19 protein-coding genes, 1 pseudogene and 1 riboswitch are annotated in these 20,486 nt (G+C 46.1%); of the genes and pseudogenes, 8 read left to right on the top strand and 12 right to left on the bottom strand.

What is annotated here, in order from left to right; translation table 11 throughout:
- Nucleotides 1-5 precede the first annotated feature (5 nt).
- The 3 genes from BUB35_RS06275 (at nucleotide 6) to BUB35_RS06265 (ending at nucleotide 3,080) form a co-directional block, all read left to right on the top strand.
- Nucleotides 6-1,094 (top strand): putative NPN-dependent ornithine cyclodeaminase, encoded by a 1,089-nt coding sequence (locus BUB35_RS06275; protein ID WP_072850164.1) that lies wholly within the window; start codon nucleotides 6-8, stop codon nucleotides 1,092-1,094.
- 265 nt (nucleotides 1,095-1,359) lie between these two features.
- The gene (locus tag BUB35_RS19920; protein WP_084730600.1) at nucleotides 1,360-2,370 is read left to right on the top strand and encodes a collagen-like domain-containing protein; all 1,011 of its coding nucleotides are present in this window, start codon (nucleotides 1,360-1,362) and stop codon (nucleotides 2,368-2,370) included.
- A 95-nt stretch (nucleotides 2,371-2,465) separates the two neighbouring features.
- On the top strand, nucleotides 2,466-3,080 hold the full coding sequence (locus BUB35_RS06265; RefSeq protein ID WP_072850162.1) for a flavodoxin family protein: 615 nt from the start codon (nucleotides 2,466-2,468) through the stop codon (nucleotides 3,078-3,080).
- Nucleotides 3,081-3,139: 59 nt separating this feature from the next.
- Here the strand turns inward: BUB35_RS06265 and BUB35_RS06260 are convergent, their stop codons facing one another.
- Nucleotides 3,140-3,598 (bottom strand): low molecular weight protein-tyrosine-phosphatase, encoded by a 459-nt coding sequence (locus tag BUB35_RS06260; RefSeq protein ID WP_072850160.1) that lies wholly within the window; start codon nucleotides 3,596-3,598, stop codon nucleotides 3,140-3,142.
- Between the two features lie 333 nt (nucleotides 3,599-3,931).
- Between BUB35_RS06260 and BUB35_RS06255 the strand changes: the two genes are divergently transcribed.
- Nucleotides 3,932-4,438, top strand: a complete 507-nt coding sequence (locus BUB35_RS06255; RefSeq protein WP_072850158.1) for a DUF4854 domain-containing protein — start codon at nucleotides 3,932-3,934, stop codon at nucleotides 4,436-4,438.
- A 279-nt stretch (nucleotides 4,439-4,717) separates the two neighbouring features.
- Here BUB35_RS06255 and BUB35_RS06250 read toward each other — a convergent pair whose 3' ends face one another.
- Complete coding sequence (locus tag BUB35_RS06250) at nucleotides 4,718-5,503, bottom strand: PhzF family phenazine biosynthesis protein (protein WP_072850156.1); 786 nt, start codon at nucleotides 5,501-5,503, stop codon at nucleotides 4,718-4,720.
- Nucleotides 5,504-5,624: 121 nt separating this feature from the next.
- Between BUB35_RS06250 and BUB35_RS06245 the strand changes: the two genes are divergently transcribed.
- The gene (locus BUB35_RS06245; protein WP_072850154.1) at nucleotides 5,625-7,025 is read left to right on the top strand and encodes an aminotransferase-like domain-containing protein; all 1,401 of its coding nucleotides are present in this window, start codon (nucleotides 5,625-5,627) and stop codon (nucleotides 7,023-7,025) included.
- Between the two features lie 293 nt (nucleotides 7,026-7,318).
- On the opposite strand, the gene BUB35_RS06240 is transcribed toward BUB35_RS06245, so the two are convergent.
- The 6 genes from BUB35_RS06240 to hemW form a co-directional block, all read right to left on the bottom strand.
- Complete coding sequence (locus BUB35_RS06240) at nucleotides 7,319-8,215, bottom strand: cation diffusion facilitator family transporter (RefSeq protein WP_072850152.1); 897 nt, start codon at nucleotides 8,213-8,215, stop codon at nucleotides 7,319-7,321.
- 73 nt (nucleotides 8,216-8,288) lie between these two features.
- Nucleotides 8,289-8,370: riboswitch (NiCo riboswitch) on the bottom strand.
- Between the two features lie 153 nt (nucleotides 8,371-8,523).
- Nucleotides 8,524-9,705, bottom strand: a complete 1,182-nt coding sequence (gene dnaJ / locus BUB35_RS06235; RefSeq protein WP_072850149.1) for a molecular chaperone DnaJ — start codon at nucleotides 9,703-9,705, stop codon at nucleotides 8,524-8,526.
- Nucleotides 9,706-9,802: 97 nt separating this feature from the next.
- Entirely contained in the window at nucleotides 9,803-11,635 is a 1,833-nt protein-coding gene (gene dnaK / locus BUB35_RS06230) for a molecular chaperone DnaK (protein WP_072850147.1), read from the bottom strand.
- 40 nt (nucleotides 11,636-11,675) lie between these two features.
- Nucleotides 11,676-12,233, bottom strand: coding sequence for a nucleotide exchange factor GrpE (grpE, locus tag BUB35_RS06225; protein WP_072850145.1), 558 nt, complete (start codon nucleotides 12,231-12,233; stop codon nucleotides 11,676-11,678).
- Between the two features lie 17 nt (nucleotides 12,234-12,250).
- Nucleotides 12,251-13,300, bottom strand: coding sequence for a heat-inducible transcriptional repressor HrcA (hrcA, locus tag BUB35_RS06220; RefSeq protein WP_072850143.1), 1,050 nt, complete (start codon nucleotides 13,298-13,300; stop codon nucleotides 12,251-12,253).
- A 250-nt stretch (nucleotides 13,301-13,550) separates the two neighbouring features.
- The gene (gene hemW / locus BUB35_RS06215) at nucleotides 13,551-14,696 is read right to left on the bottom strand and encodes a radical SAM family heme chaperone HemW (protein ID WP_072850141.1); all 1,146 of its coding nucleotides are present in this window, start codon (nucleotides 14,694-14,696) and stop codon (nucleotides 13,551-13,553) included.
- A 149-nt stretch (nucleotides 14,697-14,845) separates the two neighbouring features.
- Between hemW and BUB35_RS06210 the strand changes: the two genes are divergently transcribed.
- Together BUB35_RS06210 and BUB35_RS06205 are read left to right on the top strand one after the other, a co-directional pair.
- The gene (locus BUB35_RS06210; protein WP_072850139.1) at nucleotides 14,846-15,448 is read left to right on the top strand and encodes a sugar O-acetyltransferase; all 603 of its coding nucleotides are present in this window, start codon (nucleotides 14,846-14,848) and stop codon (nucleotides 15,446-15,448) included.
- A 96-nt stretch (nucleotides 15,449-15,544) separates the two neighbouring features.
- Nucleotides 15,545-17,434: an LTA synthase family protein gene (locus BUB35_RS06205; RefSeq protein ID WP_072850137.1), complete on the top strand. Its 1,890-nt coding sequence runs from the start codon at nucleotides 15,545-15,547 to the stop codon at nucleotides 17,432-17,434.
- Between the two features lie 89 nt (nucleotides 17,435-17,523).
- Here the strand turns inward: BUB35_RS06205 and BUB35_RS06200 are convergent, their stop codons facing one another.
- On the bottom strand, nucleotides 17,524-17,940 hold the full coding sequence (locus BUB35_RS06200; protein WP_072850135.1) for a DUF1622 domain-containing protein: 417 nt from the start codon (nucleotides 17,938-17,940) through the stop codon (nucleotides 17,524-17,526).
- A 589-nt stretch (nucleotides 17,941-18,529) separates the two neighbouring features.
- On the opposite strand from BUB35_RS06200, the gene BUB35_RS06190 reads away from it, so the two are divergent.
- A complete protein-coding gene (locus tag BUB35_RS06190; RefSeq protein ID WP_072850208.1) occupies nucleotides 18,530-19,201 on the top strand; it encodes a Crp/Fnr family transcriptional regulator in 672 nt (223 codons plus the stop codon).
- Between the two features lie 34 nt (nucleotides 19,202-19,235).
- Here BUB35_RS06190 and BUB35_RS06185 read toward each other — a convergent pair whose 3' ends face one another.
- The 3 genes and pseudogenes from BUB35_RS06185 to BUB35_RS19540 form a co-directional block, all read right to left on the bottom strand.
- On the bottom strand, nucleotides 19,236-19,859 hold the full coding sequence (locus BUB35_RS06185) for a 4Fe-4S binding protein (protein WP_072850131.1): 624 nt from the start codon (nucleotides 19,857-19,859) through the stop codon (nucleotides 19,236-19,238).
- Nucleotides 19,856-20,050, bottom strand: coding sequence for a 4Fe-4S dicluster domain-containing protein (locus tag BUB35_RS06180; protein ID WP_072850128.1), 195 nt, complete (start codon nucleotides 20,048-20,050; stop codon nucleotides 19,856-19,858). Before BUB35_RS06180 ends, BUB35_RS06185 begins: the two co-directional genes overlap by 4 nt.
- Before the next feature lie 281 nt (nucleotides 20,051-20,331).
- Nucleotides 20,332-20,486, bottom strand: a pseudogene (locus BUB35_RS19540) (IS200/IS605 family transposase); the annotation flags it as partial.

The following is a 20,486-nucleotide window of genomic DNA, read 5'->3' as shown; positions in this document are numbered from 1 at the left end:
TTGATATGAGTTTTTCACTGCGCCCCTATACACCGCCGGATTTCACACAGCCTTTTCTGGCTGACGCGCCGGATGTCTGTTTCCAGCCTACACCCTTTGACGGCGTGGCACCGGAACAGTATCACGCCATGAGCATTTTCCCGGAATATTTCAAAGTCAACGGTACATGGCTGCTGGCAGAAGAAAGCCGCATGGACTGCGTCGCTGTTTATGAAAATGGAAAAATCATTGTGCGTGAATTCCGTCTGCTGAAAAAAGGCGACCTCATTGCCATCGGACGCACAGAGGACGGTTCTCAGGGCATTTATGTTCATGCTAACGGCTTTTCCGAAGAAAGGGAATTGCAGGAAGTTTTTGCTTTCCGTCAGGGACGTTCCCGGGAAACAGCCTTTTCCAAAGATTATAATGAACTGTACGAAATCCTCCGTCATGACCGTGACCATGGGAAAATCGTCTGGGTGCTTGGTCCCGCTTTCACCTTTGACAAAGACGCAAGAGATGCTTTTTCCAAAATGATTGCAGGAGGATACGTTCACGCCCTCATGGCAGGCAATGCCCTTGCCACCCACGACCTGGAAGGCGCATATCTGAACACTGCTCTGGGACAGAACATCTACACCCAGAAAAACCAGCCAAACGGACATTACAACCATCTGGACACCATCAATCGGGTACGTTTCCACGAAAGCATTCCCGCTTTTCTGGAAAAAGAGCACATCGACAACGGCATCATTTACAACTGCGAAAAATACCATGTGCCTTATGTCCTTGCAGGCTCCATCCGGGACGACGGTCCCCTGCCGCCTGTTTTCGGCAATGTATATGAAGCCCAGAATGCCATGCGTGACCAGATTCGCAGCGCCACCACTGTCATTTGCATGGCAACCATGCTCCACACCATTGCCACAGGGAATATGACTCCCTCTTATCGGGTTATGGCAGATGGTACTGTGCGGCAGATTTATTTCTACTGTGTGGATATTTCTGAATTTGCCGTTAATAAACTGGCTGACAGAGGCAGTCTGTCCGCAAGAGGCATCGTCACCAATGTGCAGGACTTCATCTGCACCACTGCCAAGGCTTTGGGATTATAAAAATCTGCAGCTAAAATAAGAAAACGAAGAAAGCTGGATTCCTTACCATGCAAAGGATTCCAGCTTTTTTCATTTGGTATGTTTTCTTAAGAGAAATTGACTGATTCAGCTTTTTTAAACTTCAAATAAACCAGGCACCAGCAGCCACTTTCTGAATAGGATACTATAACTGACAAAATGAAAGCGGGGAGTCATCGTGTCCTTTTTTTATCATTGCTGCTGGAGAGGTCCCTTTCCGCCTCCCTGCTGTGTACAAATTTGCTGTATGTGTCCAACTGGCGAAACAGGCGCTACTGGTGAAACAGGTGCTACTGGCGAAACGGGTCCCACAGGGGATTCTGGACCAACAGGTATTTCTGGTGACACAGGTGAAACAGGACCTACGGGGGCAACAGGGGCTACCGGGATCACGGGTCCTACGGGGGCAACAGGGGCTACCGGGGTCACGGGTCCTACTGGACCAACGGGTGAAATCGGTCCTACTGGAGCCACGGGGGCTACCGGCGCAACGGGGCCTACTGGTACAACTGGTATAACTGGGCCTATCGGCGTAACTGGTCCCACGGGCATAACCGGTCCCACAGGTCCCACTGGAACAACGGGAGCTACCGGTACAATAGGCATAACCGGTCCTACGGGTCCCACTGGCGCTGTAGGTCCTGTAGGAGAAGTTGGAGCAACTGGTGCAACAGGTCCTACAGGTGAAGCTGGTCCCGCAGGGGCTACGGGTGAAACAGGGGCAACAGGTACAACGGGGGCTACGGGCGCGACAGGCGCGACAGGGGCAGCTGGCGCAACTGGTCCTACGGGTGAAATCGGTCCCACCGGCGCAACTGGTCCTACCGGTGCAACTGGTCCTACCGGTCCTATTCCCGATGATATTTTTGCATCTTATATCAACACCCAATTTCCCCTTGTCCGCGGTACGCAGCTCTCCTTTTTTCCTGATGTGCAGGATCCCACCGGAAACATCACGCAGACCAGCCTGGAGCAAATTTCTCTCGCACCCGGATATTACCTGATTTCCTACAAAATATCCGCGCTGTTTTCCACTGCCAACTATCTACAGATTACGCCCTTTTATAACGGAACCTCCCATTTGGAAACGGGCGTTTATTTTGCCACTGCTACCAATGGCTCCACCGCCTGCGGTTCTGCATATTTGATACTGTATGCCCCCGCAGCCACCACACTTTCCTTCTACTATTCCGGTTCTGCCAACGCCACAGATGGTGAATTCAACTTGACCATATTAAAACTCCGCCGTTTTGCATAAAGTCATAATCCTTCCTTTCATGGAACTTATTGTGTTCCCGTGAAATCGTGCTATAATGAATAACATGCAAAACACAATTAAGGAGGGATTTTTCCATGAAAGTGATATTGGTAAACGGCGGTCCTCATAAAGAAGGCTGCACATATACAGCACTGCGTGAAGTCGCAGACGCTTTGGAACAAAACGGCATTGAAACAGAAATCTTCTGGCTGGGCAACGATCCTGTTGCTGGATGCATCGACTGTGGCTACTGTAAAAAAACGGACAGATGCTTCCGCAACGACTGTGTCAACGAATTCCTTGAAAAAGCTGCTGATGCAGACGGCTTTGTATTCGGTACACCCGTACACTTCGCTTCTGCGGCAGGTGCCCTGATTTCTTTCCTGGACAGAGCTTTTTACGGCAGAGATTTCAGCGGAAAAGTTGGCGCTGCTGTCATCAGCTGCAGACGTGCCGGTTCTACAGCAACTTTTGATGAAATCAACAAGTATTTTGCCATCAAAGGCATGCCCATCGTCACATCCAGCTACTGGAACATGGTTCACGGCAATACCCCCGAAGAAGTCAAACAGGATCTGGAAGGCATGCAGACCATGCGGATTCTGGGCAGAAACATGGCTTGGCTTTTGAAATGCATCGAAGCTGGCAAACAGGCTGGTGTTCCCGAACCTGAAAAAGAAGAAAAAGTCTGGACCAATTTTGTTCGATAAATCTTATATAATAAAAAGACCGGAATTCCTGTGATACTCAGAAATTCCGGTTTTTGATTTTACAATTCTTTTTCCAAATGTGCCAGCAGCCCTTCACAGCCCTCTAAAATATCGTCATAGGTCACATCAAAGTTTCCTGTATACCATGGGTCTGCAATATCACGCGGATGATCAGAAAAATCCAACAGACAGCAGATTTTTCCTTCCGGGTCTGTAGGTAAAATCCGTTTGATCTCCCGCAGATTATATTTTTCCATGCAAATGATATAATCATAATCTGCATAGTCCTGTTTTGTTACCTGACGGGCATATTTTCCCTTTGTAGAAATGCCGTATTGCGCCAGTTTCTGCACCGTGCCTCTATGAACAGGGTTTCCGATTTCTTCTCTGCTGGTTGCGGCAGAGGCAACAGAAATTTCTCTGGACAGTCCTTTTTTCATGACCATATCTCTGAATAAAAATTCTGCCATGGGGGAACGGCAGATATTGCCGTGGCAGATGAATAATACATGAATCATACTTATTATTCCTTCCTCATCATACTTTTTTGATGCTTTATTCTACCACAACTGCTGCGACCCTTGCAAATTCATCCCAGTTTCTTTCATTTTTCTGACAATATTTTACAGAAATTATATAAATACATAATCATTATTTTTGTAAGAAACATAAAACCGTATCAATCTCTATTGTAATCCGCGTTTTTATTCATTAAAATATGATTTGTGTTGGTTTGGTGTTCTTTTAATATTTCATATGTAATATAAACGACATCAAACTTTCCACAAAACATTTGGCTTGCCAAATGAAACAACTATAATGCTTTATTTTTAGAAGGGAGAAAATGAAACATGAAAAAACGTCTTATTGCTTTGCTGACTATGATGTGCGTTGCAGTATCTTTGGCTGCATGCGGTGGCAGCGCTACACAGGAAGAAACAACTTCTGACACAACTGCAGAAACAACAACTTCCTCTGACGCTTCTGACAGCGACCTGCCTTCTCTGGAAGAATCTTTCGCTGCTGATGGTGAAGAAGTTCAGAGCATGCTGGATGCTATGCAGGCACAGTATGAAGATCAGGGTATCAGTGTAAAACTGTATGCTGAAGGCGATGAAATGCATTACGATTTCACAATCGACAACGTCGTAGCAACAGAAGACACTCGTTCTGAACTGACAGAAGCTCTGAAAGCAGGCACAGAAGCATCCGCAACATCTTATTACGAACTTGCAAAAACAGTAAAAGACAGCGTTTCCAACGATCTTGTAATCGTAGTACTGACATTCTTCGATGGCGAAGGCAACGAACTGTACAGCCAGTCCTTCTCCTCCGCTGAAGAAGCAGCTGCTGAATAAAATTTCTTTTTTGACGCCGCATAATGCGGCGTCTTTTTTTATGGTTTCACACCAAAACAAACGTTGGGCTTCAAAGATACTTTTCCTTAAGTAATCATGGGCTTTCCCTTTTCTTGATTTCTTAAGAGGAACTAAGATGGCTGCTCTCAGAAGAAAATATGCCAAATAAAATCTCAGCAAAAAACAAGAAAGCTGGAATCCTCCGTATAATAAGGATTTCAGCTTTCATTAGTTTTTTTGAAGATTCGTCTAAAGGAAAAACCGCTTTCGTGTTTTATGTTACTTTTCCAGCAGCAATTCTCCCTGCAAATACAACACAGCTTTTCCAGCAATCTTCACCCGTTCTCCATCATCTATGCAAAGGAGTTTTCCCCCTCGTTCCGACCACTGCTCTGCCAGCAATTCTTTTTTGCCCAGTCGTTCTGCCCAGAAAGGAATCAAACTGCTGTGGGCAGATCCTGTGACAGGGTCCTCATTTACCCCTAATTTCGGGAAAAAACATCTGGATACAAAATCACACTGGCTGCCTTTTGCCGTAACAACACAGCCTAGCCCCTGCTCCATGTGCAGCATTTTCTCAAAATCCGGCGCACAGTCTTTCACCGCATTTTCGTTTTCCAATTCTAACACAAGGTCTCTGGAAAGATATGCCCCTGCGATAGGCATACCAATGACTGCTTCCATTTCCTGTGTGACAGGTATCTGTTTCGGCATCCGGCTGGGGAAATCCATTTCAAAATATGCACCCTTCCGCACAACGGTCAATTCTCCGCTTAATGTGGAAAAAGTCATGGTTTCCACTTCCGGGTCTACAAAATTTGCCACCACATATGCCGTGCCCAGTGTAGCATGTCCACAAAGGTCGATTTCCGCCTTTGGGGTAAACCATTTCAAGTCGTATTTCCCTGTTTCCCGACCATATACAAAAGCCGTTTCCGACAGATTATTTTCCGCCGCAATGCGCTGCATCAATTCTGTATCCATGGGTTTTTCCAGCACACAAACCCCTGCCGGATTTCCGCCAAAGACATGCTCCGCAAAGGCATCCACCACAAAATACTTCATCAAAAACCCTCCTTCTCTTGTTTTCCGAAAAAACATTTTCTATAATCTGATTATAATAACTGAAAATTCACCATGCAATCGAATCATTGTATGCAATACAATTTTGAAAGGAAGTGTTTTCATGCCTGTCAACTCATTTGATGATTATCCCATGTCATGGAAACCAGAGAAAGAACAGCTGACATCCCCCAAATACCGCGCATTGGCAGACTTGCTTGCTGACGATATCCTTTCAGGCAAACTGCCGCCCCACACCAAACTGCCTCCTCAGCGAGAACTGGCAGACTATCTGGACTTGAACCTCAGCACCATCACACGGGCGTTTCAGCTCTGCACCCAAAAAGGGCTCCTTTACGGCATCACGGGACGGGGTACCTTTGTATCTCCCAATGCTGCCATTGACATTGCCATTGCCGATGAAAAAGAAGAAGCTTCCTACATCGAAATGGGAATCATCAAGCCCTTAGACGCTTTCAATACGGAAACCTATGCCGTCATGGAACAGGTGCTCCAGCGAGGCAGCACCTCCCTTTTGGATTATAGTTACCCCATGGGAACCCCTTACCAAAGAGCCGCTGCTCAAAAATGGTTAGAGCATTTTTCCATGGATGTTTCTCTATCCAACATTGCCATCACTGCCGGCGCCCAAAACGCCCTTGCCATACTGCTTTTGACATTATTCCGCCCTGGCGATAAGATTGCCACAGACCATTATACATACGCCAATTTTATTGAGCTGGCAAACATGATGCAGATTCGTCTGATACCCATTTCTGGGGACGCAGAAGGGATGCTGCCGGATGTGCTGGAAAATCACTGTCGTTTGCAGCAGCTCAACGGCATTTATCTGGTGCCCAATTACCACAATCCCACCGGGCACATCATGAGCCAATCCAGAAAGGAAGCCCTTGCTGCCATTATCCGCAAATATGCGCTTTTGGCAATTGAGGACGACATTTATGGATTTTTGCTGGAAAAACCATCCCTGCCTCTGGCACATTTTGCACCGGATTACACCTGTTATATTTGCAGTCTGTCAAAATCCATCTGTTCCGGTCTGCGCATCGCCTATTTGACATTTCCCACACGGTTTGCCGCAGATATCCGGCGGGGCATTTATAACGTCAACGTGAAAACCCCATCATTGAACAGCGAAACCGCAGGAGAACTGATTTACAGCGGCACTGCGAAAAAAATCATAGGACAAAAGCGTATGGAAGCTGCTGCCCGCAGTGAAATCTGCAAAGACTTTTTCCCGGAAATTGCAAAAAATCCGCTGGGATTCTCCCTCTGGCTGCCTCTGCCAGAAAGATTTCATGAAACAGACTTTGAACATCTGGCACAGAAGCGCGGCATTTCCGTCTGTCATTCCCACCGTTTTCTTGTAGGAGAAGCCGATGTGCAGCAGTACCTGCGGATTGCCCTTTCCTCTCCTGATACAAAAGAAGAATTGACAAAAGGGCTTTCTATCCTGCGTGACTTATTGGCTTCTGATATGGATGAAAATTTTTTCTGTATATAACACCCCCCCGATTCCATAGAATAGGGAGATTCAGACTGTCAAAAAACCTATTTTTCAAATTTTTGATACCGCTGAAGGGTAAAGGGAAACGAAGAGTTTCCCTTTTTTAATCCGCAGTCGGAATTGACTTCCGACAAGGAAAAGCCGAAGTTTCAAGGCTCTTTAGCCGATGGAACTTTGGCTTTATACTTCTGTCTACTCGTCAAAGGCTTGAATGAAATGAGCCTTTGACGAAGGGTGTCGACTTTTTCGACACCTACAACCCCCTATTCCATAGAATAGGGGGTTTATTCTTATCTGACCACTGCTGGATTTACATGAACCATACAATGTTTTACTTCTGGGAAATTCTCCTCAATGGCATCGTGAACGCCTTCTGCAATGGCATGGGCTGCTGTCAGTGTCAGATTGCCGTCTGCGGCGATTTCCACATCCACATAAGCTCTTGCACCAAACTGTCTGGTCTGGATGCGGTCAATGCCCATAACGCCATTCTGAGCTTCCACAACAGATTTCATTTTTTCCAGTGTTTCTGTATCACAGGCTGTATCCATCATTTTATCAATGGCATCTTTGAAAATATCATAAGAAGCTTTGATGATGAACAGGGAAATGACAACGCTGGCAATGGGGTCGCAGATGGGGAATCCCAGCATTGCGCCGCTGATACCAATCAAACTGCCCACAGAAGACAGGGCATCAGAACGATGGTGCCATGCGTCTGCCATCAATGCGCCGGAATTGACCTGTTTTGCCGCATGTCTGGTGTAATGGTACATACCTTCTTTTACCACAATAGACAGGATGGCCGCTGCCAATGCCAGTTTGCCGGGAACTTCCAGTGCACTTGCTTCTGCACCGAAGATTTTTTCCACACCGCCTGCCCCAATGGCAAAGCCTGTCACACACAATACCATAGCAAGCAAAATAGCTGCAACACATTCCATTCGTTCATGACCATACTGGTGGTTCTCATCGGAATCTTTTGCGGACATCTTATAGCCTACCATAACGATGATGGTGCTGAACACGTCTGATGCAGAATGGACACCGTCAGAGATCATGGCGCCGGAATGGGCAATAAACCCTGCTGCCACTTTAAATACCGATAAGATGATGTTGACGATCATGCTGTTGGTAGAAACACGCATGACGATTTTCTCATTTTGTTTTGCTAAGTCATTTGTCATAAAAAATCCCTCCTAATGTTTACCTCTCCGCCCCTTCTGATTTTACACAAAAAAAGACACCCGTAGAACATAAAACTGTCCCACGAATGTCTGTCATTCGCTGCAAAAATGCCCGACCACACGGAAAAATCCGCTGTCTGCTCAGTTTGTACTGTATGTGCGAAGGTCACTTCGTATGTGCAGTGCAAAGAGTTTTTATGATTTTATCGCATTATTTCGCAGTTTGTCAAGCATAACATTTTTTGTATGATGCCGCTGCCTGAAAATCAAAGAGATGCTGGTTTATCAGCATCCCTTTGGAAAAATTCTTATTTGTCCTTTTCGAAAAAGTCCCGGACCTTCTCACCGAAAGTTTTCTTTTCTTCCTCCGGCGCCGCAGAAGTTTCGGGCTTTGCCGCCCCCGCCGGGGCATCACCGTAAAACTGCCGCAGCAGGTCTTTCTGGCGTTCTGTCATGCTGGTAGGGATTTTTACCTTCAGTGTGACGATCTGGTTCCCTCTGATCTTCGGGTTACGCAGGTTGGGTACCCCTACGCCGCGCAGGGTAACCACCGTATCAGGCTGTGTGCCGGGTTTGATGGTATATTTCTGTTCCCCATCAATGGTCTTGATGGTGATTTCGCCGCCCAGTGCTGCCTGTACGAATGTGATGGGCACATCACAGTAAATATCATTGCCTTTACGAACAAAGACACGGTTGGGCTGTACGTAAACGCTTACCAGCAGGTCGCCGTAGCCGCCGCCGTTTTCGCCCAGTTCCCCTTTGCCGCCCAGACGGATGGTCTGACCGTTGTCAATCCCCTGAGGAATCTTGACTTCGTATTTCTTTGTCTTTTTGACTCTGCCGGTACCACGGCATGTGGTACAAGGTTCTTTGATGATCTTACCAGTACCATGACATGCGGAACAGGTACGAACGGATGTCACAGCGCCAAACATGGACTGCTGTACAAAACGTTCCTGACCGGTACCGTTACATTTGGAACAGCTTTCTGCATGGGTGCCGGGTTTTGCGCCGGTACCATGACAGGTTTCGCATTCGTCCAGAATGGGTACGGAAATTTCTTTGGTACAGCCAAAAATGGCTTCTTCAAAAGTCAGCTGAATGCTGACATTGATATCTCTGCCGCGTCTGGGGCCATTTCTTCTAGCGGAACCGCCGCCGCCAAAACCGAACATACTGCCGAAAATGTCCCCCAAGTCGCCCATATCAAAGCCTTCAAAGCCGCCGCTGTAGAAACCGCCGCCGCCCATGCCGCCCTGTTCAAAGGCTGCGTGACCAAACTGGTCATACTGCGCACGTTTTTCGGGGTTGCTCAGCACTTCATAGGCTTCGTTGACTTCTTTGAATTTTTCTTCTGCTTCTTTATCGCCAGGGTTCTGGTCAGGATGGTATTTTACCGCCATCTTACGGTAAGCTTTTTTCAGCTCCGCTTCAGACGCACCCTTCTGTACCCCCAGGACCTCGTAATAATCTCTTTTATTAGCCAACTTTCTCACCACCTTGTTTTACTGAAAAAACTGTAAACGGCAAAAGCAGGGGCGGGACGAAACCCACCCTTGCCTTCATATCGCAATCTTATTTATTTTACAGTTCTTTGCCTTCGCCGTCAACCACATTAGGATCGCCGCCGTTTGCTGCGCCGCCCTGAGCTGCCTGTGCCTGCTGGTACAGTTTTTCAGAGATTTTGTAGAATTCCTGTGTCAGCGCTTCTGTAGCGGATTTTACGTTTGCTACGTCTGTTTCCGTCATTGTTTCAGGCTGCATATCTTTTACAGTATCTTTCAGGCTGTTCAGAGCGCTTTCTACTGTTGCTTTTTCGTCGTCGCCCAGTTTGCCTTCCAGTTCACCCAGCGCTTTTTCTGTCTGGAAGATCAGGGAGTCAGCTTCGTTTTTGGCGTCGATCGCTTCTTTTCTCTTCTTATCCTGTTCAGCGAACTGTTCAGCTTCTTTTACAGCTCTGTCGATTTCTTCTTCAGACAGGTTGGAACCTGCTGTAATTGTGATGTGCTGTTCTTTGCCAGTACCCAGGTCTTTTGCGGATACGTTTACAATACCGTTTGCGTCGATATCGAAAGTAACTTCAATCTGAGGCACGCCTCTTCTTGCGGGAGCGATACCGTCCAGTTTGAACTGACCCAGAGTTTTGTTATCTCTTGCCAGAGGTCTTTCACCCTGTACAACGTGGATATCAACGGCTGTCTGGTTATCTTCTGCTGTAGAGAAGATCTGTTTTTTATTTGTAGGGATGGTTGTGTTTCTGTCGATCAGTTTTGTTGCAACACCGCCCAGAGTTTCGATACCCAGAGACAGAGGTGTTACGTCCAGCAGCAGAACGCTGCCTGCACCTTCATCGCCAGCCAGTTTACCGCCCTGAATAGCAGCACCTACTGCTACACATTCATCGGGGTTGATGCCTTTGAAAGGTTCTTTGCCTGTATATTTCTTAACTGCTTCCTGTACGGCAGGGATTCTTGTGGAACCACCAACCAGCAGGACTTTGTCGATTTCGCTTGCGGACAGACCAGCGTCGGACAGAGCCTGACGAACAGGACCCATTGTGCCGTCTACCAGATCAGCTGTCAGTTCATCGAATTTTGCTCTGGACAGTGTTACATCCAGATGTTTCGGACCATCCTGGTTCATTGTGATGAAAGGCAGGTTGATGTTTGTTGTTGTTACGGTAGACAGTTCTTTTTTCGCTTTTTCAGCTGCTTCTTTCAGACGCTGCATAGCCATTTTGTCTTTGGACAGATCCATGCCTTCTGCTTTCTTGAATTCAGCTACCAAGTAATCAATGATTCTCTGGTCGAAGTCATCGCCGCCCAGGTGTGTGTTACCGTTTGTGGACAGTACTTCGATTACGCCGCCGCCGATTTCGATGATGGATACGTCGAATGTACCGCCGCCCAGGTCGTAAACCATGATTTTCTGTTCGCTTTCGTTATCCAGACCATAAGCCAGTGCTGCGGATGTGGGTTCGTTGATGATACGTTTTACATCCAGACCTGCGATACGACCAGCGTCTTTTGTTGCCTGACGCTGTGCATCGTTGAAATATGCGGGAACTGTGATAACTGCTTCAGAAACAGTTTCGCCCAGATAGCTTTCTGCGTCAGCTTTCAGTTTCTGCAGTACCATTGCGGAAATTTCCTGAGGAGAATAAGCTTTGCCTTCGATGTTTACTTTATAGTTTTCACCCATGTGACGTTTGATGGAGCTGATGGTGTTGTCAGGGTTTGTGATTGCCTGACGTTTTGCTGTTTCACCAATCAGTCTTTCGCCGTTTTTTGCAAAACCAACTACGGAAGGAGTTGTTCTTGCACCGTCGCTGTTAACGATAACAACAGGCTGGCCGCCTTCCATTACTGCTACACAAGAGTTTGTTGTACCTAAGTCAATACCAATAATTTTACCCATAATCTATTTCCTCCTAAATTGTCAAATCAAAATTTCAGTTTTAGTTTGCCACCTTCACCATGCTGTGACGGATGACTTTATCTTTATATTTATAACCTTTCAGCATTTCCAGAATGATTTCATTTTCGCCGTAAGCATCATCATCTTCATGTGCTACAGCTGCATGGAAATTGGGGTCGAATTTTTCGCCCAGGGCTTTGATTTCCTCAACGCCCATGCCATGGAGAATTTCCTGGAACTGCTTCAAAGTCATTTGCACGCCTTTGAAAAAGGCATCTTCGGTGTCTTTTCCTTCCTGCGCCGCAACGGCACGTTCCAGATTGTCCACCACTGCCAGCAGTTTTTCCACGGTATCTCTCACACCGTCGTCATACATGCTTGCTTTTTCTTTGGAAGTCCGTTTTCTGAAGTTATCGAACTCCGCCAGACATCTTTGATATTTATCCAGATAATCCGCAGCTTTCTGTTCCAGCTCTGCCATTTTCGCTTCAGTTTCATCAACCACTTCCGCTTCCACGGCTTCTGTCACTTCTGCTTCCGCCTGCATTTTGGCGGCTTCTTCCTGCAGATTTTCTTCTCTTAAATCCTTATCTTCCACATCTGCTCCTCTTTTCTCTAGGTATTTTTATTGCCTTTCGACAGATTTTTCAATACTTTTTCCATATTGGTAACCATACCGTTGAGGACGGATACCACCTGAGAATAATCCATTCGGGTGGGTCCTACGATACCGATGGTACCGCGGGTTTCGTCGCTCATTTTGTAGGTTGCCGTAATGACGCTGCAATCCTTCATGCACTGCACGCTGTTTTCGCTGCCGATGAGAATCTGCATGTCATTGGTATCGGCACTGCTCTGCAGGAGGGTCACCAGCACATCCTTTTCTTCCAATGCCTGAAACAGGGACTTGGCTTTCTGGATATCAGAAAACTCAGGACAAGCCAGAATGTTTTTGGTGCCGCTCATGTGAACCTGTACCTTTTCCGCAGAACGCATGGTACTTTCGATTGCCGATAAGATATGCGGCAGAATCTGTCGGTATTCATGGAGTTCTGTTTGCAGGCGGTTGATGACGCTTGCATCTATATCATGTAGGGAATATCCCTGCAACACCTGATTCAGCCGCATGCCCATGGTGAAGATCTTATCTTCCTCAGGAACCGTGCCCATCTGAATCACATGATTTTTGATGAAATTATCTTCCGTTACAATGACCAACAGCACCGAAACGCTGTCCAGGGGCAGCAGACGAATCTGTTTGATGCGTGTGCGCTGACTCACTGGCTCTGAAATGATGGTGGTGTAATTGGTCAGTGCGGAAAGAGCCTTTGCCGTTTCCTCCAGCAGGTAATCAATCTGTCCCACATTTCTGGTGATGACATTTTGCAGATACCGCTGTTCCTCGGGTCCCAGTTCTTTTTTCTGCATCAGGTGGTCTACATATAAACGGTAGCCCATGTCTGATGGAATTCTGCCGGAAGAAGCATGGGGCTGTAGGATGAAGCCCATTTCTTCCAAGTCACTCATTTCATTACGAATGGTGGCTGAACTGATACCCAGATTATATTTTTTGGCGATGGTTCTGGAACCGACAGGCTCCGCCGTTTCGATATAGTCATTGATAATCGCCTGTAAGATTTGAATTTTTCTTTCGTTCAACGACATAGCCTTTCGCCTCCTCATTCATGAAGTAAATTTCCGTTTTTATTTGAAGTAAATTTCTGTTTCTGTCCATTTTCATTTGGACGCACTTCTATGGAAATTTGTCTTTTGTTAGCACTCACTTGCTATGAGTGCTAACTCATGTAATAAAGATAGCACTTGCCACCGGCAATGTCAAGTGCTAATGAGAAAAAAATTATGAACTTTTTTTGAATTTTATATTTCGGATTTTCTTTTGGTTTTCTGGGGTTTTTCAGGCATCTTCTTTGAGAAATTCCATGAAAACCTGATTGCTTAAATCCAGTCCTCTCTCTGTCAGACGGAGCCAGCCGTCCTTTTCTTCCAGCAGACCTTCTTCTTTGCATTTCTCCATTTCCGCACCGTAAACGTCTTCCATTTCCACGCCAAAACACTGGGCAAATCGTTTTTTCTCGATGCCTTCTTTCAAACGCAGCCCCATGAACATAAATTCGCTGTACTGGTCTGCCAAAGAAAGTTCTTCCACATCCTCCATGGAAACATTGCCGTTTTCTGCCTGCTCCATATATGTATGCAAATCATAGGGATTGTGGAACCGTTTTCCTTCCCAATAGGAATGTGCACCCAGACCGAAGCCCAGATACCCCTCATCCTGCCAGTAAATGCGGTTATGGCGGCTTTCTTTGCCATCTTTGGCAAAATTGGAGATTTCATACTGATGATAATCTTCCTCCGCCAAAATCTGCACCGCTGTATGATACATGGCTCTGTCCAGTTCCTCGTCCGTTTCCTGATAGACTTCCTTTTCATACAAATCATAAAAAGGTGTTCCTTCTTCTATAATGAGGCTGTAAGCAGAAATATGCTCCGGCTGCAATGCGGTGATTTCCGAAAGGGCTTCTTCCCACTGACCCAAGGTCTGTTCCGGCAGGGCAAACATCAAATCTACATTAATATTGTCAAAACCTGCTTCTCTGGCGCTGGCAAAGTTTTTCAAAAACTGCTGACGTGTATGGATTCTGCCTAATCTCTCCAGCAGTTCATCCTGCCACGCCTGCACGCCCATGCTCAGGCGATTGAATCCCATTTTCCGCAAAGCTACGCATTTTTCCAGACTCAATGTACCAGGATTGGCTTCGGTAGTGATTTCCGCGTCACTTTCCACATCGAAACATCGAAAAACGGTATCCAAAATCCGCTTCATCTGCTGGGCAGAAAGCACCGTAGGCGTACCGCCGCCAAAAAACACGGTCTTAATCCTCCAATCCTTTGCCAGATGGCTCTTGGCTTCGATTTCCCGGCACAAAGCCGCTGTATACCGCTCATATTCCTTTTCCTGCCCGCCAAAAGACGGAAAATCACAGTACAGACACTTCTGCACACAAAACGGAATATGAATGTAGATTCCTGTTTCCCTCATAAAATCCCCTCCTTCTCTTTCCAAACAGTGTACCATATCCGGCAATATCCGCGCAAGATTCCCCTTTTTCCTCCATTGCGTACTGCCAGAAAATGTGATACATTTTATCCTTAGGAAATCTGATTTCAACAAAAGAAAGGACATCTCATATGGATATTTTGAAAATCATGGGACTGCCGGAAGGCTACTGCACACGCCACACCGACATGCCCAACCACTTACAAACAAAAGCAAAAACCCTTTGCTGGGAATACAACCAGACTTCCCCTACGGAAACAGAAAGACGGGCAGAAATCTTACAACAGCTTTTCGGCACCTGTCACCCTCTGACATTTATTGAGCCGTCTTTCCGTTGTGATTACGGCTTCCACATCCACACCCACGGTCTGACCATCATCAATTATAACTGCGTCATTCTGGATACTTCTCCTGTGCATATCGGCGCAAATGCCTTCATCGGTCCCGGTGTCTGCCTTGCCTGTGCAGGACATGCCATGGATGCTGCCCAGAGAGGAGAAGGCATCGGCACTTCTGCCCCCATTACACTGGAGAATGATGTATGGATTGGTGCCAACGCTACTGTCTGCGGCGGTGTCACCATTGGGGCAGGCAGTGTCATCGGTGCAGGCAGTGTAGTGACTCATGACATTCCAAGAGGAGTCCTTGCTGCCGGAAATCCCTGCCGTGTACTGCGTCCCATTACAGAAAAAGACCGCATCACCCCTCTGGAAATCACCCCTGACAGAAAATAAAATTCTTCTCATTTCCCCTGCCAGCGTTGAAAATACGCCATTGTCATGATAAAATAAAACCTCGGGGTAATTGAAAAGAAAGAAGGCATTGACCCAATGAAAACATTTTCCAAACAATCGAAAAAACTGCGGAAATTTTTCCATTCCGCCCCATTGCCCAGAGCCATATTATGGATACTGACCCTTGTGTTTCCTATTTATATGACCCTCGTGGCGAACTACATTTCTTTTGGCTCCCGTTCCATGCTGTCTGCACTCATCACAGCACAGACAGGCGCCTTTCTGCTGGGGCTGCTTCTGGTTTACGGCGTATACTTCACTTTTGTGTTCCTGTTCCGCCGCTTTTCCACAGCCGCAGGCATCACAGGATTTTTGTTTATCCTGCTGCCCCTCATTGACCACTTCAAATCCATCATTTTACAGGATCATTTTTATCCTTGGGATTTGACACTGGCACAGAACGCCGGCAGCTTCACAGAGTTTTTAGGCTCCATTTCATTCCCATGGCAGTATATCCTGCTTTTTGCGGTGACCATCCTTTACTGGCTGTTCCTGCATATGACCCGCCCCATGCTGCCCATCCGCAGCAAAGTGCATTTTGTAGGAGTTCCGGTACTGGCAGCCCTTCTGGTGGTATTTGTCACCAACACAACGGTGCGGGGATGCTATGAACCCCTTTTCGGTATCGTTGTCAACGAAGAAACCGATCAGGATTATATTTACGACAACTACGGCTTTTTGACAGGCTTTGCTTTAAACTTCGGCACCGTTGACACACTGATGCCTCAGGATTACAGCGAAGAAGTCATGGCAGAGATGTTCGCGCCCTTTGTTCCCACTAGGGAAGAAAATACTTCTGACTTTGAAAATCCTGACGTCATCGTGGTACTGTCTGAAGCCTTTTGGGACCCAACCAAACTGGAAGGCGTGACCTTCTCTGATGATCCGCTGAAAAATTACCGCGCCATTGCGGCAGAACATCCCAGCGGCGAAATGGTATCCTGTACCTTTGGCGGCGGCACCATCCGACCGGAATTTGAAATCCAATCCGGCATGTCCACCAGCACACTGCCCTCCGGCAATATGCCTTATCAACAGTATTTAAAGGAAAAAACATTTTCTTACGCACAGCTGTTCAAAAGTCTGGGATACGACACCTTGGGCGTTCATACCTACCAGAAAACATTCTACGAACGTGACCGGGCTTATCCACTCATGGGCTATGATGATTTTCTGGGTGAAAACGACATGCACGCAGAACTCCATTGGAACAGCGGTCCTTATATCACTGACCAGACCATTGCAGAAGAAATCATTTATCAGCTGGAACAGCCCCACGAAACAGGTCTGTATCTGACTGCCATCACTATGGAAAACCACAGTCTATATACAGATAAATTTGATTCTTCTGACTGGGACATTAAAGTCAGCGGGGATAACCTGTCTGAACAGGAAGTGATTTCCCTTCAGAACTATGCAAAAGGTGTCAGCGATTCCGATGCGGCACTGGGTATGCTCTATGATTACATCATGCAGAGAGAAAAACCCACAGTACTGCTCTGGTACGGCGACCACCTGCCTACACTGGGGGATAATTTCACACCTTACACGTCCACAGGCACCATTCATGCGGATAAAGCCGCAGAATGGACAGACGAAGAAAAATACACCATGTTCTGCACACCTTATGTGATGTTTGCCAACTACGACACCGGCAACGACTATCGTGCGGAAGACCAGCAGGTTTCTCCTTATCTGCTGCCGGCACTGCTCTGCGACTACATCAACGCACCTGCTTGCCTGCAGACCAATTTCCTGCTTCATGTATACGAAACCTGCCCTGTGATGAGTCCTTATTACAATCTCTATACACCTGGAACCACAGCGAAAGAACATGAAGAACTCCAGAAACTCCATCGTTATCTGACTTATGATGAACTCATTGGAGAAAAATATCTGGATAAAATGCAAGGATTTGAATTTTAATCACAAATTATGCAAAAGCACCTGACAGAAAATCTGTCAGGTGCTTTTGTGTTTCGTATTATTTATTTAGGATTGAAGGAAATTGTATCTTAAATCACTTCTTTGATGGAGCGCCAGCGGGGAGCCACTTTTTCCCGTTTTTCCTTGTCCAGCACTTCCACATTGCATTCTTCCAGCTTTTCTTCCGCCTGGTCTTTTTCCTCTGTACGGATTGCCCAGTGGATCAGGAAGGACAAACCTGCTCTTAAAACAATGATGCAGCCAACCAATGCGATTTCAGAAAACTCACGTACGATAACTGTCCGCAGGATTTCGCCGCCCAGCTTGAATTCCAGCGCCATAGCCATAGCACGGCACAGTTTCACGCGGGTGTGGGGATCTCCCTTGATATAGTTCACGGTAGCGCGCAGAGCGCCTGCCAGCAATACCAGTACGCCAATCAATTCCAGCAAAATGATGGAATATTCAATCAGTTCTCTCATCAAATGGTGCAGCACTTCTGTCATATAAGCATTTCCTCCTCTTATCGTTCCATTATCTTTTCTTATATAAAATCTTAACAGAATCTTTATGCCATGTAAATAAAAATATTCACTTTTTCAAAATTTCTTGCATATTATCAGAAAAACCTACCATTTTAAAGGGATATTCCCGTGCAAATTGTATGTCACACTTTAAAAATCCGACAATTCCTTTTTTGTTGTCTGACATGCTGTAATTTTTGTTGTTTTTCCAGCATTTTCGCACATGTTTTGCAGTTTTTTCGCTTTTCGAAAAAGGTTCTTTCAAATTCCTTAAGTTAGCTGTAAGTTTCTATTCACAAATTGGACACATTTTCCCGATATACTATAGGAGAAGTCAAAAGGACGCCCCCTTTTACTTCCCGCCTGAGGTGATTTCCCCGAGTTGCCTCAGGCACCCCTTCCCAAAAGCTAATTTCCAAATTATTTGTAAACATAGAACATACCCCTCCCCTTACTCGATGCAGAAACATCGAACATGAAAAGGCTCTCAATGATGAGAGCCTTTTTTCTTGCAAAAAAAGAAATTGCTTGTTACACTGAAGATAATCAATCCGAAAGCGGTGAAATCAATATGACACGAGAATATGAAACCATATTTGCAGAAAATTTTTCTTTCTGGGAGCATCTGACAGAAGATCAGAAAGACATGCTCTGCCGCAGTGCCACACTGGCTACCTATCCCAAAGGGGTCAACCTGCACAACGGCAGCGAAGAATGCGCTGGTCTGCTTTACATCAAATCCGGGCAGCTGCGGGCATATCTGCTTTCTGAAGATGGGCGGGAAGTTACCCTTTACCGCCTCTACCCCGGGGATATCTGCATTCTTTCCGCTTCCTGCGTATTGGACGCCATCACCTTTGACGTTTCCGTGGATACGGTGGAAAAGTCAGAAATCCTCACCGTCAGCGCTTCCGCTTTTCATAAGCTGATTACAGAAAATGTCTATGTAGAAGCATGCAGCTATCATATGGCAGCAGACCGTTTTTCCGACGTTATGTGGGCCATGCAGCAAATCCTTTTCATGGCAATGGACAAACGGCTGGCAATCTTCCTGACAGACGAAATGGCAAAAACAAAGTCTGATGAAATCCATATGACACAGGAGCAGATTGCCAAGTATATGGGCACCGCCAGAGAGGTGGTCACTCGTATGATCAAGTATTTTGCCGAGGAAGGCATTGTGGAAACCTTCCGGGGCGGTATCCGCATTCTGGACAAAAAGAAACTGCGGTCTTATCTGTAAACGAAAAACAGAGCGGTATAAAACCGCTCTGTTTTTATGTTGTAGGAGAATCATTTTGTTGAGAAATGCCACAGGCGCCATTGCATCTGTGCTTCGCCTTACAGATGGTCTGGGTCATGGTTCCCATAGGACAGTATACACACCAAGAACGTGGTTTATACAAAATCATGGTAATGAGTCCCAAGACGGTGGATGTGAGCATCACGCTGTAAAAACCAAAGGCAAACTGCGCTACCCAAGGTGTTACGGCTGTACCGTCATATGCCCAATTCCAAGGCAGTTTGATGGTCCAAAGGAGTGTGACCACTTCTTTCAAATCTCTTGTGCCTTCGAATACCAGATAGGTGCTAAAAAGCATATTGAAAAACATGATGAAAAAGAAAATCAAAAATCCATAACGGAACCATTTGCTCCGCAGGAATTTGGGAATATCTTTTTTCCGGGAAAGTCCCAGTTTGTTGCCCAGCAGGTCAAAGAGCTGTCCTCTGCCGCAGAATTTATTGCAGTACATTTTATCACCGCCAAAAATGGCAATGAGCAGTGGAATGAAGAAGCACAGCAGCCCAATCCATGCAAAGAGAATATTGAAAAATCCTAAAATCAAATAGGTCGCGGAAACAATCCATAAATAGTCATACCATTTTTTCTTCTTTGTCATGGTGTCACCTCCTGCATTTCAATGACGGATGCGGGACAGACCGCGGCGCATCTGCCACAGCCCACACATTTCGCGCTGACATCTGCGTAAAGTCCTTTATAAACAGAAATAGCGCCCACTGGACAGACCTTCACGCAGGTACCGCAGGCAACACATTCTTTGATTTGTACATTCGCTTTTCTTTTTGCCATGATATTTCCTCCTGTTGTTTGATCTGTAATCAGTATACACCATGGCGTTTTCTTCTTCCGTGATGGAGTCACATAAAAAAACGGATAAATCCAAAGCAAATGCCCCTTAAGAAAACATATCAAATATCATCTAAAAATCAAAACCACCCGTTGAACGGGTGGTTTGATCAGACCCTATAAGGGTCTATCTCTTGTGGTAGCCCCCTAAAGGGGGCATTGAATAGTCTGGCAACCACACTTTTAACTCTGGCTGCCCCCTACTCGGGGGCACTTTTTATGCCTTATTTCACCGGCTCACCCGTGAACGGGTCTGTAAATTCCTTTAAACTTATTTGATCATTCATAATATCATCTTCCAGCTGATTTTTGATGTATTCTTTTATTGCCGTTTCATATCTGCCTACTGTATCTACAAAATATCCTCTACACCAAAAAT

Source organism: Anaerotignum lactatifermentans DSM 14214, assembly GCF_900142265.1.
Lineage (GTDB): Bacteria > Bacillota > Clostridia > Lachnospirales > Anaerotignaceae > Anaerotignum > Anaerotignum lactatifermentans.
Note: the sequence above shows the minus strand (reverse complement) of the source record. Positions and strands in the feature narration are given on the sequence as shown.